Origin of the sequence: Micromonospora deserti (genome assembly GCF_003236335.1) — a bacterium.
In the GTDB taxonomy this organism is placed as follows: domain Bacteria; phylum Actinomycetota; class Actinomycetes; order Mycobacteriales; family Micromonosporaceae; genus Micromonospora; species Micromonospora deserti.
In genome coordinates this window covers 1-20,914 of sequence record NZ_POUB01000018.1, presented here as the reverse complement: position 1 = coordinate 20,914, position 20,914 = coordinate 1, and the positions used below count along the sequence as shown (strand labels likewise).

Below are 20,914 nucleotides of genomic sequence, written 5' to 3'. Positions count from 1 at the left end.
CCTCCGCCCGGATCCGGCGGCGCCGGCCCGTAGCCGGCAGGGCGACGCCTGCGGCGGGCATACGACGGTACGCCGCCCCGGCGGCAGGCCGGGACGGACGGGCGCCTCCGCTAGGTTGGGAGTCCGGTTCGCTCCCGCCGGGCCAGCCGTTGCGCGCCGGCGTACACGTTCATCGACGCGCCGCGGAGGAAGCCGATCAGGGTGAGTCCCGCGTCCTCCGCCAGTTCGGCGGCGAGCGAGGAGGGCGCGGAGACGGCGGCGAGGGCCGGGATGCCGGCCATCACCGCCTTCTGCACCAGCTCGAACGAGGCGCGCCCGCTGACCAGCAGGATCGAGCCGCACAGCGGCACCTGACCGCCTCGCAGCGCCCAGCCGACCACCTTGTCGACCGCGTTGTGCCGGCCCACATCCTCCCGGAGGCACATTAGCCGCCCGTCGGCGGAGAAGAGTCCGGCGGCGTGCAGCCCGCCGGTGCGGTCGAAGACCCGCTGCGCGGCGCGCAGCGTGTCGGGCAGAGTGCTGATGACGGCGCTGTCGATCCGCACCGGGTCGTCCCGCACCGACCAGGTCGCGACGGTGCGCACCGCCTCCAGACTCGCCTTGCCGCAGAGCCCGCATGACGAGGTGGTGTAGAAGTTGCGCGCCAGCGACGGGTCCGGCGGGGCCACCCCGCGCGCCAGCACGACGTCGACCACGTTGTAGGTGTTGACCCCGTCCGCCGTGGCGCCCGCGCAGTACCGGATGCCGGCGATCTCGGCCCCGGCGCGGACCACGCCCTCGCTCACCAGGAACCCGGCCGCGAGGTCGAAGTCGTCGCCCGGGGTCCGCATCGTCACCACGAGCGAACGCCCGTTGACCCGGATCTCCAGCGGCTCCTCGGCCACCAGGGTGTCCGCCCGCTCGCTCATTACGCCGTCGACGACCCGGACCACCCGGCGTCGACGCGTCACCCGTCCCATCCGCCACCACCGATCCTCGATGCCCCGCGGCCTGCTGACGTCACCGCTGCCCGCCGCTACCGCCGGTCGACGCCGAGCGGGGACGGCAGTCCCACCATGGCCAGCCCGGGCTGACGCATCCAGCGGGTCAGCACGGCGCCGAGCAGGCCGAGACAGCCGGCGATCAGGAACGGTACGGCGGAGTCCGGCGTCGTCACGACGAGTCCCGCGAGCAGGATCCCGATTACGCCGCCGAGCGCCTTTCCGGTGTAGACGATCCCGTAGTTCGGCACGGTCGCGTCGTCACCGAACCAGTCGCGTACCAGGCTGACCAGCAGCGAGTAGCCCGCCCCGGTTCCGGCACCGGCCAGCCCGGCGAAGACTCCCACGATGGACGGGTGGTTGTCGTTCGCCGCTGCGGCGAGCAGGCCGAACTGGGCGACCCCGCCGACCAGCAACGAGAGGCCGAGCGTCCCCCGCCGGCCGATCCGGTCGGCCAGGACACTGGTCACCGCCCGACCGATGCCGGTCGACGCGGCCAGGACCGCCATCGCGGCGACCAGGGTCAGCACGGAGATGCGCCCGGTGTGCGCGGAGCCGGCGAGGTAGGCGATGTCAAACAGCGCCATCGCGGCGGTGAGCACCACGACCACGAACATCATCGGAAGCACGCCGCTGCGGACCGCCGCCCTCGGCGGGTAGGGCCGGACGGCGGGACGGTTGTGCGGGATGCTGCGGTTGAGCCGCCGGTCCACCGCCCACCGCTGTGGATCGATGTTGGCCGGCCACCAGTTCCTGGGTGGCTTGCGCATCAGCAGGCCGCTGGCCGCCACCACCAGGAAGACGACCACGCCGGCGGCGTCCAGCACGGTCGACCGGTTCGCCGGTGCCATGGCGTAGCCGGCCGCGACGACGAACGGGATCGCGCCGTAGCCGAACGCGGCACTCACCGCAGCCACCCGGCCGGCGACCCGCTCGGGGAACCAATCGGTGACGGTGGCGATGCAGGTCATGTAGACCAGGCCGGCACCGACGCCGCCCAGCACGGAGTATCCCAGCAGCACGGTGAGCAGGTCGTCGCTGTGTGCCAGGGTGACCAGCGCGGTCAGGCTGAACGCCGCCCCGACCAGCATCGGCAGGGCGAGCCGCGCCCGCAGCTGCTGGTACAGCCACCCGGCAAGTGGTGCGCTGGCCGCCTGGCAGAGCACCCAGAGAGCGAGTACGGCGAAGGCCTGCCACAGGCTCCAGCCGTTCGCCTCGGTGAGCGTGGGCAGTGCCGCGCCGTAGCCGTACTGGAAGATGCTGATCGCCACCATGGCGGCCCACGGCAGCCCTGTCATCCACGCCCGGGAACGTCCCAACAGGGCCCGGTCGCTCTCGCCGACCCGGTAGCGACGGCCGTAGAAGTCGCTGATCTCGCGGACGGCCCGGTCGTTGCTGGAGTCCGTCATCTGGCACCCCCAAGCCGGGATTGTATACCGTATGCTGCGTGCACTATTCTTCCTCACCGAGGCGTAACTGTCCAGATCGATGGCACGGCCGGACGGGGCGGCACCACGTCCCCAATCGGACGGCGGTGCGGTGGCAGGACGTCTCCCGGGAGAACGACCGCAGGCGGCAGGTGTCGCCGGCGGGACCCGACACCGACCACGGGCGAGGAGCGGACATGGGTGGTGTTCTGGACGACTGGACCCGGCAGGTGGTCGACGAGCTCGACCTCGACCCGGCGGTGCTGGACCAGCGGCTGGTGCTGGACGTCGCGCGGGAGGTCGCGCACGGGGTGACCCGCCCGGCGGCGCCGCTCGGGACGTTCCTGCTCGGCGTGATGGTGGGCCGCGGCGCGCCCCTGCCCGAGGCGGCGGCCCAGCTGGCCAAGCTCGCCGAGGAGTGGCGGAACAGGGGTTCCGGGCGGTGACCGCGATCGGCTGGCATGAGGCCCGACGGCTGGCCCGCACGGCCGGATCGCCGCTCGGTCCGGTCGAGATGCCCCTCGCCGCGGCGGTCGGCTCCGCCCTCGCGACGCCACTCGTCGCGCTCTCTCCCCTTCCCGCCTACGACGCCGCCGCGATGGACGGGTACGCCGTGGCGGGCAGCGGCCCGTGGCGGCTCGCCGGGCGGGTGCTGGCCGGCGAGGCGGCCCCTCCGGCGACGCTGCGGCCCGGCTACGCCATGGAGATCGCCACCGGAGCCGTGGTGCCCGCCGGCGCCGACGCGGTGCTGCCGTACGAGCGGGCCACCCTGCTGGGTCGTACCGTGAGCGGCGTGATCGAACCCGGCCGTCACATACGGCGTCGGGGCGAGGACTGCCCGGCCGGCCGCGAGGTGCTGCCCGCGGGCAGCGTCGTCAACTCCGTGGTGCTCGGCCTGGCGGCGAGCCTCGGGCACGACTCGGTGACCGTGCATCGGCGTCCCCGGGTCGGCGTGGTGATCACTGGCGCGGAACTGCGCACCACCGGCCTGCCCGCGCCGGGTCAGGTCCGGGACGCCATCGGGCCGATGCTGCCGGGCCTGGTCCGCACGGCCGGGGCCGACGTGGCCTGGGGCACGCGGGTGACCGACGACACCGGCCTGCTGGAAGCCGCGCTGCGGCGCCCCGACGCCGACGTGCTGGTGGTCTGCGGGGCCACCTCGGCGGGAGCCGCCGACCATCTCCGCGGCGCGCTCGACACCCTGGCCACCCGGATGCTGGTGCGCGGTGTCGCCTGCCGGCCCGGGCACCCGCAACTGCTTGCCGAGCTACCGGACGGCCGCTTCGTCGTCGGCCTGCCCGGCAACCCGTACGCGGCGCTGGTCGCCACGCTGACCCTGCTGGCCCCCCTACTCGGCCGGCTGGCCGGACGCGCCGAGCCGCCGACGCTGTTCGCCCCGTTGGCCGGATCGGTGAGCCCGCACCACCGGGACACCCGGCTGGTTCCGGTGACCCGGGTCGGCTACATGGTGGTCCCCGTCGGCCACGACCGGCCCGGCTCGCTGTGGGGGGCGGCCAGCGCGGACGCGCTCGCCGTCGTACCGTCGGCCTGGAATGGAGGCGAGGTCGAACTGCTCGCGCTGCCCGCCGCCGTCCCTGCCGCGCCAGAGGACCCGCTTCCGACCGCCGGCGTCGGGATCCGGCCTCGGTTGGGGGAACACTCGGACGGGGCGGTCCCGAGCAGCCTCGGCCCACCGCTCGTCTGAGCGGGCGAGACGGCCCACCGACCGGCCACGCCCGCGAGCGCCCGCGGGATGACGCCGGCAGGGCCCCGGCGGTGGACGGCAGGACCGGTGGGCGGCCGTGCGGGCCGGGTGCGCCTTCCGTTCAGCCGTGCTGGTACGCGTGGGGTCGTCCGGCCGGGTCCAGCCAGTCGGCGGCGAGCAGTTCGGCGATCTCCTCCACCAGACGCGGCGCCCGGAGGCGGCAGGTCTCCACGCTCGGCTCGAGGTCGGTGAGTGGATATGCGGCGTGGATGCCGGCGTCCCGCAGCTCGTCCGGCCCGATGCCGACCTGGCCCGCCACCGCCACCGCCGGAACGCCGGCCCTCCCGGCCGCCGTCGCCACCCCGATCGGCGCCTTGCCGTGCAGGCTCTGCGCGTCCAGTGAGCCCTCCCCCGTCACCACCAGGCCGGCTCCCTCCAGCTGGTCCGCGAAGGCGAGCAGATCGAGCAGGAGTTCGATGCCGGGCCGGAACTCCGCCCCGAGGAAGGCGAGCGCGGCGAAACCGACGCCACCGGCGGCACCGGCGCCGGGCTCTTCCACGACGCCCCACTCCCCCAGCTCGACCGCGACGGTCTCGGACCAGCGAATCAGTCCCGCCTCGAGGATCGCGATGTGGGCTCCGCTCGCCCCCTTCTGCGGGCCGTAGACGGCGGCGGCGCCGGCCGGCCCGAGCAGTGGGTTGTCCACGTCGCCGGCGACCACGAACCGGGCCCGCTCCACCGCTGGATGCAGGTCGGCCAGATCGATCCGGCGCAGCCGACGCAGCGCCGCGCCGCCCGGTGGCAGCACGGCTCCCCGCTCATCGAGCAGACGTACGCCCAGCGCGCCGAGCAGCCCGGCGCCCCCGTCGGTGCTGGCGCTGCCGCCCAGGCCGAGGACGATCTCCCGGCAACCGTGGTCGAGCGCCGCCCGGATCACCTCGCCGACGCCCCAGCTGCTGGCATCGAGCGGTCTGGCCACCCCGCCCGGGAGCCGGCGCTGCCCGCACGCGTCGGCCAGCTCGACCACCGCCACACCGTCCCGCTCGGCGTAGGCGGTCAGCACCGGGGCCCCGGTCGGACCGGTCGCCACCACCGGGACCCGGCGGAATCCCGCGGAGACCGCCGCGTCGAGGGTGCCGTCCCCGCCGTCCGCGATCGGGAAGCCGCGTATCTCGACACGCGGGCGGGCCCGGCGCAACCCGGCGGCCAGGTGGCGGACGACCTGGGCAGCGGTCAGTGAGCCCTTGAACTTGTCGGGTGCCAGCAGGACGTGGTCCATCGGCGGATCGGCCCTCGGGATTCAGCGGGCGGAGCGGCCGGAGAGCTGTTCCACGAGTTTCAGCAGCGCACTGTGGTCGAGACCGCCGTCACCCTGCGCCTTGAGCGCGGCGATCAGCTGCGCGACCGCGGAGCCGAGCGGGATGACCACGCCCGCCTCCCGCGCTGCCGAGGTCAGGATCCCCATGTCCTTGTGGTGCAGGTCGATCCGGAAGCCCGGCTGGAACTGGCGGGCCAGCATCCCGGCCGCCTTACGGTCGAGGACCCGGTTGCCGGCGAGGCCACCGGCGAGCACCTTGACCGCCGCCTCGGTGTCCACCCCGTACGCCTCGAGGAACACGATCGCCTCGGCGACGAGCTCGATCGTGCCCGCAACGATGAGCTGGTTCGCCGCCTTGACCGTCTGGCCGGCACCGTGCGGTCCCACGTGCACGATCGTACGGCCGACCACGTCGAACACCGGCCGGGCCGCCGCGAAGTCGTCGGCCTCGCCACCGACCATGATGGAGAGATCGCCCTCCACCGCGGCGGCCTCGCCGCCGCTGACCGGCGCGTCCAGCACCCGTACCCCGAAGGTCTTTCCCGCCTCGGCGACCTGCCGGGCGGTCTGCGGCGAGATGCTGCTCATGTCGATGTAGAGCTGGCCAGGTCGGGCATTGGCCAGCACGCCCTGCTCACCCAGGGCGACCGCCTCGACGTCGGCCGAGTCGCGCACCATGCTGATGACGATCTCCGACTTCTGGACCAACTCGACGACCCCGTCGGCGATCTGGCCGCCGACCTGCCGCAACGCCTCGTAACGGGCGGGGCTGTGGTCGTAGCCGATGACGTCGTACCCAGCCATGATCAGGTTGGTGGCCATCGGGCGTCCCATGATGCCGAGGCCGATGAAACCGATGGTGGACATGTCGACGATCTCCTTCATGGGTCAGTCGGCTCGGGCCGCCCGGCGGTCTCGGGGCAACCACTCGAAACTGGACTCGCTCAGCCCACTCGGCAGGTACTCCAGCCCGACCCAGCCGCGGTAGCCGGCCTGTTCGAGCTTGGCGAGGTGGCCGTCGAGGTCGATCTCGCCGGTGCCCGGCTCGTGCCGACCAGGGGCGTCGGCGATCTGGACGTGCCCGATCCGGTCGGCGTACTCGGCGACCACCTTCGACAGGTCCTCACCGTTGACCGTGAGGTGGTAGAGGTCGGCCAGGAAGGCGACATTCGCCACCCCGCGCTCGTCCCGCAGGACGTCGAGCACGGCGACGGCGTCGGCGGCGGTGCGCAGCGGGTACGGCTGCGGCCCACTCACCGCCTCGACGAGGACGGTGCCGTCGATCGGAGCAACCGCGGCAGCGACCACGGCCAGGTTCTCGATGGCCAACTCATCCTGCTCCCGCGGGTCGGCGTCCGGGAGCCGGTTGCCGTACAGGGCGTTGAAGGAGCGGCAACCGGTGGCGGCGCCGATCCACGTGAGCACGGCGGCACTTTCGCGGAACTCGGCGGACCGGCCCGGCCACGAGACCAGGCCACGGTCGCCGCCGGGCATGTCCCCGGCGAAGAAGTTGAGGCCCACCAAATGGACGCCGGCGTCGCGGATCGCGGCGACGAACGCGTCCACCTCCGACGCCGATGGCGCCGCCTCGGCGAAGGGCCACCAGAATTCGACCGCGTCGAACCCGGCCGCCTTCGCCGCGGCCGGCCGTTCCAACAGGGGCAGCTCGGTGAAGAGGATCGAGCAGTTGACGTCGAAGCGGAGGCGGTGTGTGGGCACTGGCCCTCCCGGTCGGTTTGCGGGACGCGATCCGCCCCTTGCCGTATTCTGTATGCAGTATGGAGGTCAGTCAAGGCATGGATGCCCCGGTCAGGAGTCAGGCCGCGCCCGGCAGGACGGTCTCGACTGCAGCGTGGCAGATGCCGCCGGACCGCCGCCGCCGCTCACTGATCGGGAGGGTCACCCCCGCAACAGCCGGGCCGCTTCCCGCGCGAGCGGGTCCAGGGATTCCGGCTCGATCTCGACCCACCGCATCAGCTCAGCGCGCATCCGGGGCTCCCAGAACGTCCGGATGTGCGCGGCGATCGCCGCGGCGGCGGCGTCGGGCGGCTGGTGGCGGAACTGCACGGCGATCTCGTTGGCGAGCCGTACCTGTGGGGACATGTCACTCCGCCATCTCCGGTAGCACGGTCTCGTCGCGGGCCGCGTCGGCCGGCGCCGCGGCATGCCGCAGGCCGACCTGGACGGCGGTCACCTTGTACTCCGGGCAGTTCGTCGCCCAGTCGGAGTTCTCTGTGGTGACCACGTTCGCACCGGTCACCGGATGGTGGAAGGTCGTGTACACCACGCCGACCGGCATCCGGTCGGAGAGGACCGCACGCAGCGAGGTGGCACCGACCCGGCTGGCCAGGACAACCTCGTCACCGTCGCGGATGCCGCGCACCTCCGCGTCGTGCGGGTGGATCTCCAGTACGTCCTCCGGGTGCCACGCCACGTTGCCGGTACGCCGCGTTTGTGCCCCCACGTTGTACTGGCTCAGGATCCGCCCGGTGGTGAGGATGAGCGGGAACTTCCGGGTGCTGCGTTCCCGGGTCGGCACGTACGGGGTCGGCACGAACCGGCCCTTACCCCGGACGAACCCGTCCATGTGCATGATCGGTGTGCCCTCCGGGGCGTTCTCGTTGCAGGGCCACTGCACGCTACCGATCTTGTCGAGCTTCTCGAACGAGACGCCGGCGAAGGTCGGCGTGAGGGCGGCGATCTCGTCCATGATCTCGCTCGGGTGGTCGTAGTGCATGGGATAACCCATCGCCTGCGCGATCTCGGCGACGATTTCCCACTCGTGCTTACCGGTACTGGGGGGCATCACCGGCCGGACCCGGTTGATCCGGCGCTCGGCGTTGGTGAAGGTGCCGTCCTTCTCAAGGAAGGAGGTCCCGGGTAGGAACACGTGGGCGAACTTCGCCGTCTCGTTGAGGAAGAGGTCCTGGACCACCACCAGTTCCATCGCCGTCAGCGCGGCGGTGACGTGCTTGGTATTGGGGTCGGATTGCGCGATGTCCTCGCCCTGCACGTAGATCGCCCGGAAGCTGCCCTCGATGGCGGCGTCGAACATGTTCGGGATCCGCAGTCCGGGCTCGGGCAACAGGCTGGCACCCCACATTTCCTCGAACACCCCGCGTACGACGTCGTCGGAGACGTGTCGGTAGCCGGTCAGCTCGTGCGGGAACGAACCCATGTCGCAGGAGCCCTGGACGTTGTTCTGGCCGCGCAACGGGTTGACCCCGACGCCCTCCCGCCCGATGTTGCCGGTGGACATGGCGAGGTTCGCCATCCCCATCACCATGGTCGAGCCCTGGCTGTGCTCGGTGACGCCGAGGCCGTAGTAGATCGCGCCGTTCCCGGCGGTCGCGTAGAGCCGGGCCGCGGCGCGCAGCTCCTCGGCCGGCACCCCGGTGAGTTCCTCCACCGCCTCCGGGCCGTTCTCTGGGCGCGCGATGAACTCGGCCCAGGTGTCGAAGTCCTCGCAGCGATCGGCCACGAAGCCGCGGTCCACGAGGCCCTCGGTGAGCACGACGTGCGCCATGGCGTTGATTACGGCGACGTTGGTGCCGGGCGCGAGCTGGAGGTGGTGGGTCGCCTCGATGTGCGGCGAGCGGACCAGGTCGATCCGGCGCGGGTCGACCACGATCAGCTTGGCGCCCTCGCGGATCCGGCGCTTCATCCGCGAGGCGAAGACCGGATGCCCGTCGGTCGGGTTCGCGCCGATTACCATGATGACGTCGGCCTTGGCGACCGAGCGGAAGTCCTGGGTGCCGGCGGAGGTGCCGAAGGTCTGCTTCAGGCCGTAGCCGGTCGGCGAGTGGCACACCCGGGCGCAGGTGTCGACGTTGTTGTTGCCGAAGGCTGCCCGGATCATCTTCTGCACCACGTAGACCTCCTCGTTTGTGGTGCGTGAGGAGGTGATGCCGCCGATCGCGCCGGTCCCGTGCCGGGACTGGATGTCGCGCAGCTTCGCGGCCGTGTACGAGATCGCGGTGTCCCAGTCGACCGGGCGCCACTCGTCGGTGATCCGCTCCCGGATCATCGGCGTCAGTACCCGGTCAGGGTGGGTGGCGTAGCCGAACGCGAACCGGCCCTTGACGCAGGAGTGTCCCTCGTTGGCGCCACCGTCCTTGTGGGGCACCATCCGGACCAGCTCGGTGCCGCGCAGCTCTGCCTTAAAGGAGCAGCCCACTCCGCAGTACGCGCAGGTGGTGACCACACTGCGGGTTGGCATGCCGAGCTGGACCACTGACTTCTCCTGCAACGTGGCGGTCGGGCAGGCCTGGACGCAGGCGCCGCAGGACACACACTCGGAGTCCATGAACGCCTTGCCGCCGGCGGAGACCTTGGAGGCGAAGCCGCGCGCCTCGATCGTCAGCGCGAAGGTGCCCTGGATCTCACCGCAGGCGCGGACGCAGCGCGAGCAGGCGATGCACTTGGACGCCTCGAAGTTGAAGTACGGGTTGCTGGTGTCCGTCTTCTCGGCGAGGTGGTTGGCGCCCTCGTAGCCGTACCGGACCTGGCGTAGGCCGACCACACCGGACATGTCCTGCAACTCGCAGTCGCCGTTGGCCGAGCAGGTGAGGCAGTCCAGCGGGTGATCGGAGATGTAAAGCTCCATTACGCCCTGGCGGAGCTTTTCCAGCTTGGGCGACTGGGTGCGGACCTTCATCCCGTCGCTCACCGGCGTGGTGCACGAGGCCGGCGTGCCCCGCCGGCCGTCGATCTCCACCAGGCAGAGCCGGCACGAGCCAAACGCCTCCAGGCTGTCGGTGGCGCAGAGCTTCGGGATCTCGATCCCGCTCAACGCCGCGGCCCGCATCACCGACGTGCCCTCGGGCACGGTCACCGGCAGGCCGTCCACCTCGACCGTCACCGTCGCCGGACCGGCCTTCGCCGGTGTGCCGAGGTCGGGTTCCTTCAGCAGGCTCATGGTCAGGCCTCCTCTAACGGGCGGTGAAATCGTCGGGGAAATGCAGCAGGGCACTCCGTACGGGCATCGGCGTGAGCCCACCCATCGCGCACAGCGATCCCTCGGTCATCAGCTCACAGAGATCGTTCAGCAGCGCCAGGTTGCCGTCGGGGTCCTGGCCGGCGACGATGCGGTCGATCACCTCGACCCCGCGTACCGCACCGACGCGACACGGGGTGCACTTCCCGCAGGACTCCTCGGCACAGAACTCCATCGCGAACCGCGCCATCGCCGCCATGTCGACGGTGTCGTCGAAGACGACGATGCCGCCGTGGCCGAGCATCGCGCCGGCCGCGACGAACGCCTCGTACTCCAGCGGCAGGTCCAGGCCGGACTCCGGCAGGTACGCCCCGAGCGGGCCGCCGACCTGGACGGCGCGGACCGGCCGACCGGACAGCGTGCCGCCGCCGTAGCGATGGATCAGCTCGCGCAGATTCATGCCGAACGCGGTCTCGAAGATGCCGCCGCGGGCGATGTTGCCGGCGAGCTGGAACACCTGGGTGCCGCGCGAGCGCTCGACGCCCAGGTCCCGGTAGGCCGCGGCGCCGTCGGCGAGGATCGCCGGCACCGAGGCGAGCGTCAGCACGTTGTTCACCACGGTCGGTTTGCCGAACAGGCCGGTGATGGCCGGGATCGGCGGCTTGGCGCGGACCATGCCGCGCTTGCCCTCCAGGCTCTCCAGCATCGCGGTTTCCTCGCCGCAGATGTACGCGCCGGCGCCGACCCGGACGAACAGGTCGAACCGCAGCCCCGAGCCGAGGATGTCCGCGCCGAGCCAGCCCTCGGCCCGGGCGACGTCGATCGCCCGCCGCATGGTGCGCACCGCGTCGGGGTATTCGGAGCGGATGTAGATGTATCCCTCCTGCGCCCCGACAGCGCGGGCGGCGATGGTCATGCCTTCGATGAGGGTGAAGGGGTCGCCCTCCATCAGCATCCGGTCCGCGAAGGTCCCGCTGTCCCCCTCGTCGGCGTTGCAGCAGACGAACTTGAGTGGGCCGGGGGTGTCCGCGACAGTCTTCCACTTGATCCCGGCGGGGAAGCCGGCACCGCCTCGGCCTCGCAGGCCCGACTCGGTCACCTCGGCGACCACGTCGGCGGCCGGCAGCTCCAGGGCGCGGCGCAGGCCGAGCAGCCCGCCGTGCGCGAGATAGTCCTCGGGCGACAGCGGGTCCGTGACGCCGACCCGGGCGAAGCAGAGCCGGGTCTGTTCGCGCAGCCACGGCAGTTGGTCCACCACGCCCTGGCACAGATCATGGTCGGCACCGTCGAACAGCCCCGCCGCGACGAGGTCGCCGACGCGCGATGACTCGACCGGACCATAACCGACCCGCCCGCGCTCGGTGACCACCTCGACCAGCGGTTCCAGCCACAGCATGCCGCGCGACCCGTTGCGAATCAGCCGGATCGGCCGGCCAACCCGCGCCGCCGCCCGCTCGAGCTCCTTTGCCACCTGGTCCGCGCCGACCGAGAGCGCCGCGGAGTCCCGCGGCACGTACACCGTGACCGGCGCCGTCATGAGTGCACCGCTTCCACCATGAGGGCCTCCAGCCGGGCCGGGGTGAGCCGTCCCTGTACCCGCTCGTTGATCTGACCAGCCGGCCCCAGCGCGCAGTTGCCCAGACAGAAGACCTGCTCCAGGGTCACCGAACCGTCTGGAGTGGTCTGCCCGACCTTGATCCCCAGCACCTGCTCGGCGTGGGCGACGAGCTGCTCCGCACCCACCGACTGGCAGGCCTCGGCGCGGCAGAGCCGCACCAGCGCCCGGCCGGCAGGCCCGGAGCGGAAGTCGGTGTAGAAGGTGATCACTCCGTGCACGTCGGCCCGGGAGAGGTTCAGCTCGACCGCCAGCAGCGGCACGAGGTCCGGATCGACATAACCGAACTCGGCCTGGATCCGGTGCAGGATCGGCAGCAGTGCACCACGATCGCCGCGATGCGCCGCAACCAGCGCCCGGACCCGAGCCGCCATCGAGGCGCCAGGACTGTCCATCGCCACCGCACCTCCGATCGCCACGACTGCTGGGCTCCAGGATACGGCGCGTTGGATACGGTATGCAATGCCGAACCCTTAGCCGTCGATGGCGATCTGGAGACCCTACGCCCCTCGGGGCCTGGCGCCGAGTCCCGCGCTGAGGCGTACCGGCCAGATCCAGACGCGGTCCGGGATGACCTGCGCGGGTATGTCGTGAACCATCTCGGTCATCCGGCTGGGGTGCTGACCATTGATGACACCGGGTTCCTGAGAAGGGTGTCAAGTCCGCCGGGGTGCAGCGCCAGTACTCCGGGACAGCGGGGCGCACAGAGAACTGCCAGATCGGGGTGTTCTGCGCGTATGCCAGCTTGGACGGGCGGGTGCTGCTGAACCGGGAGTTGTGCTTGCCGCAGAAATGGGTGCCCTGACGCGGAGCGGCGCGCCGAGGCGGGCGTGGGTCCTGCGGTCCGGTTCGCCACCAAGCCCGCCCTCGGGCTACGGATGCTGGCTCGTGCCCTCGACGCGGGCGTGTCCGCCCGCTGGGTCACCGCCGACGAGGCCTACGGTCAAGACAGCAAGTTTCGGATCGAGCTGCAACAACGGCGCGTCGGTTACGTCTTGGCGGTCCCTCGCAGTCGTAGATCCCCACGAACGGTGGTAGCGCTCGCGCTGACGCCCTCGCCGCGGCGGCACCGGCCCTGGCGTGGAAGCGCCGCAGCTGCGGCGATGGCGCCAAAGGTCCAAGACTCTACGACTGGGCCGTTGGGCCTACCACCTGTGCCACGGCCCCGATCAGCCACTACCAGCGCAGGTTTCGACGACACCACGTACGGCTGGAGTACTAACCCCGCCTGACGACACGACAGCCCCCCGTTCGGGAGCGAGATGCGAGTGGATCGAGGGCGGGTATCGTGTAACCACCGAGCAGTCGGGGGACGGATGGAGAACTTGCGCTTCCGGCTGATGGGCCCGCTGGAGGTGTGGGATCGCGGCGGCCCGGTCCCTGTCAGTGGTCGGGGTCAACAGCTCCTCCTCGCGGTGCTGCTGCTGAACGCCAACCAGGTCGTCACCATTCAGCGCCTGGTGGACGCCCTGTGGGAGGGCGACCCGCCGCGCACCGCCGTAGGTCAGATCCGTGATCGGGTACGGCGGCTACGGGCCGCACTGTCCCGCGGCGGTGCGACGTCGGATGCTCTGATCGTCACTCGGACCGGCGGATACCTGCTCGCCGTCCCGCCGTCCGTAGTCGACATCGCTGAGTTCGACCGGCTCACCGCACAGGCCCGGACAGCGACCGAGCAGGGGCGCGACGAGGTCGCCGCGAGCTTGCTGGACCGGGCGATCGGGCTCTGGCGGGGCAGCCCGATGGCGGGCCTGGATTCCTCGGCGTTGGCGGCGGAACTTCTTGCCCTTGAGGAGCGCCGGGTCGCCGCCCTGGAGGAGCGGATCAGCGTCAAGCTGCGCTGCGGGCGGCCGGCGGAGCTGGTACCGGAGCTGACGGAGCTCGTCGCCGAGCACCCGCTGCGAGAAAGGCTCTGGCACCAGTTGATGACGGCGCTGCATGCCTGCGGGCGGGTCGCCGCGGCGCTGGACGCGTACCGCCAGGCACATCGAATCTTCGCCGATGAGTTGGGCATCGAACCCGGTGAAGCACTGCGCGACCTGGAGCGCGCAATCCTTCGCGGGACAGCCTCCCCGCATGCTCGGACGGCCGCGCCGGACACTGAATGGGTAGCGCCGAGGGTGCCGCGCCAACTACCGCCTGCCTGCGCCGATCTGGTGGACCGGCCGGACGAGTTCGCCGCCATCATGTCCGCCTTCGATGGCCGGGCCGCGTCGGACGAACGCCGCGCGCCCGTTCTGGTCGTCATCACCGGCCCGCCCGGCGCTGGCAAGTCAACCCTCGCCGTCGAGGCGGCACACGCGTTGCGCCACCGGTACCCGGCGGGGCAGTTCTTCGCCGAACTCGGCGGCGGCCTGCACCGGGTACCACCCACCGAGATCCAGCGACGATTTTTGCGCGGCCTCGGCGTGGACGGGGTGCCTTCCGACGCCGAGGAGCGTACCGCCCTGTACCGCACCGCGATGGCCGACCGGGAACTGCTGGTCGTGCTCGACGACGCCGCCGACGAGGCACAGGTGCGGCCGCTGATGTCCGGTTGCGGCGGCGCGGTCATCGTTACCAGCCGCCACCGGTTGGCCGGGCTGGCCGGTGCGGTGGTGATACCGGTGGGCGCGTTGCTCCCCGCGCAGGCGGTGGAGCTGCTGACCCGGGTAGCTGGAAACCGGGTCGTGGCAGCCGGAAGGGACGGGGCCGAAGAGCTGGCCGCCCATTGTGAGTACTTGCCGCTGGCCCTGCGCGCCGCCGGTGCCCGGCTGGCGGCCCGGCCCGACTGGCAGGTCGGCGACCTGGTCGCGCGGATGGCCCGCAGCCAGGACCGGCTGGACGAACTGGCCGTCGGCGATCTCGCGGTTCGGGCCAGCCTGGCCGTCTCCTACCAGCCGCTGGGCCCGACTGCCCGGCGGGTCCTGCGCCGGATGGGCCTGCTGGCCACCGCGCGGGTCCCGGGATGGGCGCCGGCGGCCCTGCTGGACCGCGTGCCCGCCGAGGTGAACCGGGCGCTCGACCAGGCCATCGAGGCGCATCTGCTCAGCGTCACCGCGCCCGGGCCGTTGGGCCAGCCGCACTACCGCATGCACGATCTGGTCGCCGCGTACGCCGCCGAGCGGGCGTTTGTTGAGGAGACTGCCGAGGAGCGGGAGGCCGCGCTGATACGCGTGCTGGGCGGGTGGTTGTGCCTGGCCGACCGGGCCGCGCGGTTGCCGTACGCCTTCTTCCCGGTCCTGACCGGCGACGGCCCGCGCTGGCCGGCGGACCAGGCGGCGCCGCTCGCGCCCGCCGCCCTGCCCACTTGGTACGACATTGAGCGGGACGATCTGCTCGCCGCCGCCAGCTGGGCCGTCGACGCGAGTCAGCTCGACGCGGCCTGGGAGCTGCCGTACCACCTGCACCCGCTGATCACTGTCTGGTCGGACTGGGCACCCTGGCGGCAGGTGTGTGAGCGGGCCCTGCACGTCGCCCGGCAGGCTGGTGACCGGCATGCCGAATCTCGACTGCTGCTGATCCTCGGTGAGTTGCTGGTGCACCTCAGTGAGCTGGAGCAGGCGCGTGACTGCCTGCGCCGCGCCGCGCATCTGCTGGGCCAGCGAGGCGAGTCCCGGTTGGCCGGCTACGCCTGGAATCTGCTCGGCGTGATCGCCCGCCTGACCGGAGATCTGGTAGCGGCTGAGTCGTCCCTCGCCCACGCGCTGGAGCTGTTCACCGCCACCGGGGACGTACGCGGGGCCGCGCATGTCCAGCACGACCTCGGCATCCAGCGTTTCCGGCAGGGGCGCAGCGGCGAGGCGGCGGCGGAACTGCTTCACTCGCTGGCCGGCTTTGAGCTGGCCGGTGACAAGCGCGGGGGGGCCTACTCGCGCTACTGGCTGGCACAGGTCCACCGCGACGCCGGTGACCTGCACCTGGCGACCGAGCAACTCCGGCGGGCGCACGACGACTTCGCCGCCACCGCCGATGGGCGTGGGTTGGCGTTGGTGCGCTGCGAGCAGGGTCGGGTATACCGCACACTGGGCGACTTCACCCTGGCGGAGACCGACCTGCGCGCCGCCCATCGATTCTTCCGCACCAACGGCGATCGACGCGGGGAGGCGCTGGCCCTGTTCAGCCTCGGTGAGCTCGCGATCGACGTCGGGCACCTCGACGAGGCGAAGCGGCTGCTGTCCGCCTCCCGTCGGCTGTACCAGCGGCTGGGCCGCCACCCGAAGCTGGCTGAGATCCAGCGGCTGCTGGCCCCGATCGACGGTGATCAAGAGGAGGACGGCCCGCCGGACCCCGCAGATCTGGATCAGATCTCGTTCAGATGATCATCGCGCACGATGGTGGCGTTCGGCCGGACGACCGGTCCGTGCCCCGACGGAAGGAGCGCCACATGCCGACCTCCGCTGTACCAGTTCCGACCGACCTGGTTAGCCAGCTTGCCGAGATCGAGCCGCCGGCCGTGAGCCACGACAACGCGGCCGAGCGGGGCTGGCAGCCGCCGAACAACGGGCCGGCCCCCACCGCCCGTTGATCAACGGGGGTACGGGGCCGAGACGGCCCCGTACCCCGTTCCCGGCACGCTGGCCCAGGAGTAAGGTGATCATGACTGTGATCGACGAATCCGATACCCCGGCCGAGATCGACCGGCTGCTGACCAGGCACCCCGAGTTCGGTGACGGCGCCGCGATCGAGCGGCGCAACCTGGCCCGGCTGAGGGTCGGTCTCACGGCGCTCGGCGCATGCCGGCCCGACCTGGCCCCGGCTGCGGCGGCGATGGCCGCCGCCGATAATGCCATCCTCCGGCCGCTGTTGCGCGATCCGGTGGTCCGCAACGCCTTTGAGGCCGCCCTGCAGGAGGACGGGTGCCGGGCGGTTCTGGGCCCCGGTCCGGACCTGACCCGGTTCCTGCCCACCGACGACCCCGCACCGGCCGACGATCCCCACCCGGCCGGCACCGGCCCCAGCCAGCGCCACGCCGGCCCGGTCCAGCACGCCTGGCCTGGCCTCGGCCCGGCCTGGGTGTGGACTGACATCGCCAACGACAGCGACCCATTCCGGGCCCGGCTGTGGGAACTGCTGGCCCGATCGTTTCCCAGCCCGACCGCGGTCGCGCCGATCGCACCGACGCCGGAGTCGCTGGCCGGACTCCGGCAGGGGGCGGAACTGCTTTCTGCCCTGATGCCACAGGTGGCGTCCCAGGTACTGGCCCGGATTGGGCTGGTGGTCCTGGCCAGTGACGACTCCCTGGACGGACCGCTGTATTCCAAGGCCGGCGGTGACGGGTTTCCGGCGACGATATTCATCGCGCCACAGCAACTTCGCAACCCGTGGGACGCGGCCGGCACGATCCTGCACGAGGGCCTGCACCTTGTCCTGTTCGAGATCATCCGGTGCGGCGCGCTCGTCTTCGAACGGACCGACCCCGAGGCCGACGTCGTGCCGATACCCTGGCGAGTGGCCCGGTGGTCGGTCATGCGGGTGCTGTTCGCCCTGCATGTCTACGTCCATACTGTCCTGTTCCAGGCCGCAAGCCGGAATGCTGAACCATGGATACGCGACCAGTACGGCGAGCCGCCACCCGGGGCCGCGGTCAGTATCCCCACCCGCGGGCTGGAGGGGGCCCAGCGGTACGCGACGCCGCTGGCCCGCGCGAGTTACCTGGGCGAGCAGCTGGAGCGGCGGTTCGCGCACCTGCTCACCCCGTATGGCCGGCAGTTCACCATGTGGCTAGTGGACGCGCTGGAACGGATAGCACCCGGCGTACGCGCCGCGTGGTCGGCCGCTGACGAGTCCGCTTCCTCGGCGCCGAGAGCAGCTACCGGTGCCATGGCGGACGCCGGGCGTTACCGCGCGGTCGAACCGACCGGGGCGCTCAGCCTGGCGGACCAGCGGCGGCTCGTCCTGGGTACGGCGTCGCCGCCGCGGGTACATTGGCTCAACCTCAGCTCGTGGCTGATCTTCGCGCTGTGCGACGGGCGGGACTACGCCACGCTGCGTGCCGGATACACCGAGGCGGTGGCCGGTGCGGTCGGCCCCGAGGAGGCCGGCCGGCAATTCCAGTCCGGGCTGCGCCAACTGGTCGAAGCCGGCCTGGTCCAGGCTGACGGCGCGGCCGGTCGGTGACCGGCACGCGGACCGCGCCACCTCGCTCGAACGCCAGCTACCGCGGCGTGTACGCGGTAGCTGGCTTCCGCATCCTGTTCACCGAAAACGCACTGCTAGTGAGCGCCGAGACACCATGCTCGCCCTGTCCGTGCTGGTCTATCAGCGCACCGGTGCTCCGCTGCTGGCCGCCCTAACCAGCCGCCACGTCACATCCTCGCCGCCTACCTGGCCTCCGGTACGTAGCGACCACGACGAAAGCCGAATTGAGGGTGTTGGGTGTGGCCACGGACCCGAGGTTAAGCGGCGGCAGGTGTCCATTACATCCCAAGCGCCCGGAGCGAGGGAAGTCGGTCTCTCAGCAGACTATGCGGTCGTTGTTCGGCTCCCGAGACCACATATAACAGATAGCGCGCCCTAAGGACGTGTGACTGTCACTCGATCCGCGTCAGCTTGTTCCACGCGTCTGGCAGCAGGGGCAACACGGCGCGCCCCATTCGCGACCCCACGCAAGCGTTGGACGTTGCAGCGCAGCATGCTGCGTGCTGAATCACCGCGAGCCGTTGAGGCGACCCGGCCTGACTCCGGCGCGGGTCGGGTGACAAGGCGGTGCTGACCGTAATGATGTGCGCTGGCCAGCGATGGAACGCGTCGCTCGCACACATCTGAGGCGATCGATTGACACTTGGATGCCCTCGGTGCAAACTGTCAGACACATTCGTTTGTCTGCGCGCCGGCTCAGGGCAGGTCGGCGCGCGGAGGCCGATGTCGGGACAGGTGCGCGACGCAGCGTCACAGTCATCGCGGACCTACGGGCTACACCTGGGACCGGGCCACGAGCGGTGGGCTCGCCGGGGCAACCACCATCACGTCGGTCCGTTCAGCACGACGGGCGGGCTGGCCATCCAAAAACCCGCGCCAGTACTGAACACGCCGCCATGATCGGCGCATTGATCGATGGGTGGCCGAATTCCGCATGCCCCCACGCGGGTCAGGAGAGGGATGACATGAGACGCCTGTTCAATGCCTTCATCCTTTTGGCGGTCGCTACAGGGCTGACGCTCGTCGGCCCTTCCGCGGCCATGTCCGCCGCCACACTGCCGACGGGGGCGCACTCGCTGGAGTCGGTGAACTTCCCCGGCCGGTACGTCCGCCACGTCAACTCGCTCGGCCAGCTCGAAACCGTCACGTCGAGCAGCACGGCACAGACCAAACAGGATGCGACCTTTACGGTCGTGAACGGGCTGGCGTCGCCCGCGTGCTACTCCCTGCAGACCAAGAGCGGACTGTTCCTGCGGCACAGCAATTATCGGCTTAGCGTCGACGCCAACACCGGTGACGCGACGTTCCGCGCCGACGCCACGTTTTGCGCCGTAGACGGCTCGGTCACCGCGGGCTCAGTGTCGTTCGTGTCGTACAACTATCCGTCCCGTCGCATCCGGCACCGCGACTTCGCTCTCTGGCTCGACACGTACCAGGACACCGCGCTCTTCCGCGCGGACAGTTCCTTCCGCCTCACCACCCCGTGGGCGCCGAAGACGACGAAGGGTCCCGTGATCCCCGGGCTGTTCGCGGATCCGCACATCACTACGTTCAACGGACGCTACTACCTGTACCCCACCACCGACGGATACGCCGGCTGGAGCGGCACGTACTACAAGGCCTTCTCCTCCAGCGATCTGATTAACTGGACCGACCACGGGGTGATTCTCGACCACGGTCCGGATGTGTCGTGGGCCGACAACTCCGCCTGGGCGCCCGCCGTGACGGCGAAGAACGGCAAGTACTACCTGTACTTCAGCGGCGGCCTCGCCAGCGGGAACACAGCCAAGCAACTCGGTGTGGCGGTGTCCGACTCACCCACCGGTCCGTTCCGCGACGCACTCGGGCGGCCGCTGATCCGCAGCGGGCAATACTCCGGCCAGGCCATCGACCCGATGGTGTTCACCGACGATGATGGACAGTCCTACCTGTACTGGGGGCAGGGCGCTGCCCGGGTCGTGCGGCTCAACAGCGACATGGTTTCGTTCGATCCGGCTCAGGTGCGGGTCATCACCCCAACCGGGTACAACGAGGCGCCGTTCGTGTTCAAACGTAACGGCGTCTACTACTTCATGTGGTCCGAAGGCGACACGCGCAGCGAGGACTACCGCGTCGCCTACGCGACCGGTTCGTCGTCGTACGGGCCGTGGACCAAGCGGGGCATCGTGCTGCAAAAGCGCCTCGAGCTCGGCATCAAAGGCACCGGCCACCACTCGGTGGTGCGCGCGCCGGGCACCGACACCTGGTATGTCGCCTACCACCGCTTCGCCGTCCCGGCCGGCAACGGTACCAACCGTGAAACCACCATCGACCGCATGGAGTTCAACGCCGACGGGACCATCCGCCCGATCGTGCCGACGCTCTGAAGAGGGGGGAGTCTCGTGTCGAGAGCTCTGACTCGGGCCGGTGCTTCCCTCACCGCCGCCTGCCTGCTGTTGGCGTCCTGGTCGGTGGTGTCGCCGGGGAAGCGGCCGCGCTTGACCCGTTCGCCGGATATCTGATGGCCCACTTCACCGGGGAATCGTCCAACGGCGAGCAGATCTACCTGGCCCACAGCCGCGATGGTCTGCATTGGACCGATCTGAACAACGGGGCGCCTGTCCTCGTCTCGACCGTGGGCACGCGTGGAGTCCGTGACCCGGCGCTCGTGCGCTCGCCCGCCGGTGACCTACTGGATCATCGCGACGGACCTGCACATCGCCAGCGGTACGTCGTGGAGCGACGCCGCCAACCGGGGAAGCAAATCCCTGGTGGTGTGGGAGCCTACCCCAGCCTCGTCGACCGCGACCGGCACCGCCCCGAGCAGCCCGCCC

At 71.0% G+C, this 20,914-nt stretch carries 17 protein-coding genes and 1 pseudogene; 9 read left to right on the top strand and 9 right to left on the bottom strand.

Going from position 1 to position 20,914, the window contains the following annotated elements:
• Positions 1–110 precede the first annotated feature (110 nt).
• Entirely contained in the window at positions 111–959 is an 849-nt protein-coding gene (fdhD, locus tag C1I99_RS05075; protein WP_111132972.1) for a formate dehydrogenase accessory sulfurtransferase FdhD, read from the bottom strand.
• 56 nt (positions 960–1,015) lie between these two features.
• Positions 1,016–2,389, bottom strand: a complete 1,374-nt coding sequence (locus C1I99_RS05070) for an OFA family MFS transporter (protein WP_111132971.1) — start codon at positions 2,387–2,389, stop codon at positions 1,016–1,018.
• Positions 2,390–2,604: 215 nt separating this feature from the next.
• Here C1I99_RS05070 and C1I99_RS05065 point away from each other — a divergent pair, with 215 nt between their 5' ends.
• Complete coding sequence (locus C1I99_RS05065) at positions 2,605–2,853, top strand: DUF6457 domain-containing protein (protein ID WP_111132994.1); 249 nt, start codon at positions 2,605–2,607, stop codon at positions 2,851–2,853.
• Positions 2,850–4,112, top strand: a complete 1,263-nt coding sequence (locus C1I99_RS05060; RefSeq protein WP_199561966.1) for a molybdopterin molybdotransferase MoeA — start codon at positions 2,850–2,852, stop codon at positions 4,110–4,112. The genes C1I99_RS05065 and C1I99_RS05060 overlap by 4 nt, the downstream gene beginning before the upstream one ends.
• Before the next feature lie 121 nt (positions 4,113–4,233).
• On the opposite strand, the gene C1I99_RS05055 is transcribed toward C1I99_RS05060, so the two are convergent.
• The 7 genes from C1I99_RS05055 to C1I99_RS05025 all read right to left on the bottom strand — a co-directional run bounded on the left by C1I99_RS05055 (position 4,234) and on the right by C1I99_RS05025 (position 12,376).
• Positions 4,234–5,391: a glycerate kinase gene (locus C1I99_RS05055; protein ID WP_111132970.1), complete on the bottom strand. Its 1,158-nt coding sequence runs from the start codon at positions 5,389–5,391 to the stop codon at positions 4,234–4,236.
• Positions 5,392–5,412: 21 nt separating this feature from the next.
• Positions 5,413–6,297, bottom strand: a complete 885-nt coding sequence (locus C1I99_RS05050; protein WP_111132993.1) for a 2-hydroxy-3-oxopropionate reductase — start codon at positions 6,295–6,297, stop codon at positions 5,413–5,415.
• Positions 6,298–6,318: 21 nt separating this feature from the next.
• Positions 6,319–7,149, bottom strand: coding sequence for a hydroxypyruvate isomerase family protein (locus tag C1I99_RS05045; RefSeq protein WP_111132969.1), 831 nt, complete (start codon positions 7,147–7,149; stop codon positions 6,319–6,321).
• Between the two features lie 180 nt (positions 7,150–7,329).
• Entirely contained in the window at positions 7,330–7,533 is a 204-nt protein-coding gene (locus C1I99_RS05040; protein WP_111132968.1) for a formate dehydrogenase subunit delta, read from the bottom strand.
• A gap of 1 nt (position 7,534) precedes the next feature.
• The gene (gene fdhF / locus C1I99_RS05035) at positions 7,535–10,348 is read right to left on the bottom strand and encodes a formate dehydrogenase subunit alpha (protein WP_111132967.1); all 2,814 of its coding nucleotides are present in this window, start codon (positions 10,346–10,348) and stop codon (positions 7,535–7,537) included.
• Between the two features lie 13 nt (positions 10,349–10,361).
• Positions 10,362–11,903 carry a formate dehydrogenase beta subunit gene (locus tag C1I99_RS05030; RefSeq protein ID WP_111132966.1) on the bottom strand — a complete coding sequence of 514 codons (1,542 nt, stop codon included), beginning with the start codon at positions 11,901–11,903 and terminating at the stop codon, positions 10,362–10,364.
• Positions 11,900–12,376 (bottom strand): formate dehydrogenase subunit gamma, encoded by a 477-nt coding sequence (locus C1I99_RS05025; protein WP_199561965.1) that lies wholly within the window; start codon positions 12,374–12,376, stop codon positions 11,900–11,902. The genes C1I99_RS05030 and C1I99_RS05025 overlap by 4 nt, the downstream gene beginning before the upstream one ends.
• Positions 12,377–12,651: 275 nt before the next feature.
• Here C1I99_RS05025 and C1I99_RS34510 point away from each other — a divergent pair, with 275 nt between their 5' ends.
• From C1I99_RS34510 to C1I99_RS33755, 7 genes and pseudogenes are all read left to right on the top strand, one after another.
• Entirely contained in the window at positions 12,652–12,786 is a 135-nt protein-coding gene (locus C1I99_RS34510; protein WP_267897472.1) for a transposase, read from the top strand.
• Between the two features lie 25 nt (positions 12,787–12,811).
• On the top strand, positions 12,812–13,213 hold the full coding sequence (locus tag C1I99_RS34960) for a transposase (RefSeq protein ID WP_369122439.1): 402 nt from the start codon (positions 12,812–12,814) through the stop codon (positions 13,211–13,213).
• Positions 13,214–13,297: 84 nt separating this feature from the next.
• Positions 13,298–16,282 (top strand): AfsR/SARP family transcriptional regulator, encoded by a 2,985-nt coding sequence (locus tag C1I99_RS05015; protein WP_158553973.1) that lies wholly within the window; start codon positions 13,298–13,300, stop codon positions 16,280–16,282.
• A gap of 65 nt (positions 16,283–16,347) precedes the next feature.
• Positions 16,348–16,488, top strand: coding sequence for a hypothetical protein (locus tag C1I99_RS32600; RefSeq protein ID WP_158553972.1), 141 nt, complete (start codon positions 16,348–16,350; stop codon positions 16,486–16,488).
• 71 nt (positions 16,489–16,559) lie between these two features.
• Positions 16,560–18,080, top strand: coding sequence for an aKG-HExxH-type peptide beta-hydroxylase (locus C1I99_RS05005; RefSeq protein ID WP_146603894.1), 1,521 nt, complete (start codon positions 16,560–16,562; stop codon positions 18,078–18,080).
• A 986-nt stretch (positions 18,081–19,066) separates the two neighbouring features.
• Positions 19,067–20,467, top strand: a complete 1,401-nt coding sequence (locus C1I99_RS05000) for a family 43 glycosylhydrolase (protein WP_199561964.1) — start codon at positions 19,067–19,069, stop codon at positions 20,465–20,467.
• Between the two features lie 134 nt (positions 20,468–20,601).
• Positions 20,602–20,914: pseudogene (locus tag C1I99_RS33755) on the top strand (hypothetical protein); the annotation flags it as partial.